The following is a 259-nucleotide window of genomic DNA, read 5'->3' on the forward strand; positions in this document are numbered from 1 at the left end:
TGCACAATTACCAGTTATTTTAAATGAAGCTGGTATGGATAATGTGATTATGTGGCGTGGTTTACATTTAAATAAACACGTAAAATCACCATATTTTAAATGGGTAGGTTTAGGTGGGAAAAATACAGTTTACGCATTAAATTTACCTCAAGGATATGGAACAGGAATGTTGCTAGAGCCGACTGTTGACTATGTCTATGGCCGTCTTGATCCAGCAGTTGATTTTATTAAACAATACACCGATGGTGATATTTTAATT

1 protein-coding gene is annotated in these 259 nt (G+C 34.4%); it reads left to right on the forward strand.

From position 1 onward, the window contains the following. Window positions 1-259 (forward strand): hypothetical protein (locus RYX56_RS23455; RefSeq protein ID WP_500660658.1); only part of this gene is annotated, 259 nt, incomplete at both ends.

Source organism: Alkalihalophilus lindianensis (assembly GCF_032843265.1).
Taxonomy (GTDB): domain Bacteria; phylum Bacillota; class Bacilli; order Bacillales; family Bacillaceae_D; genus Alkalihalophilus; species Alkalihalophilus lindianensis.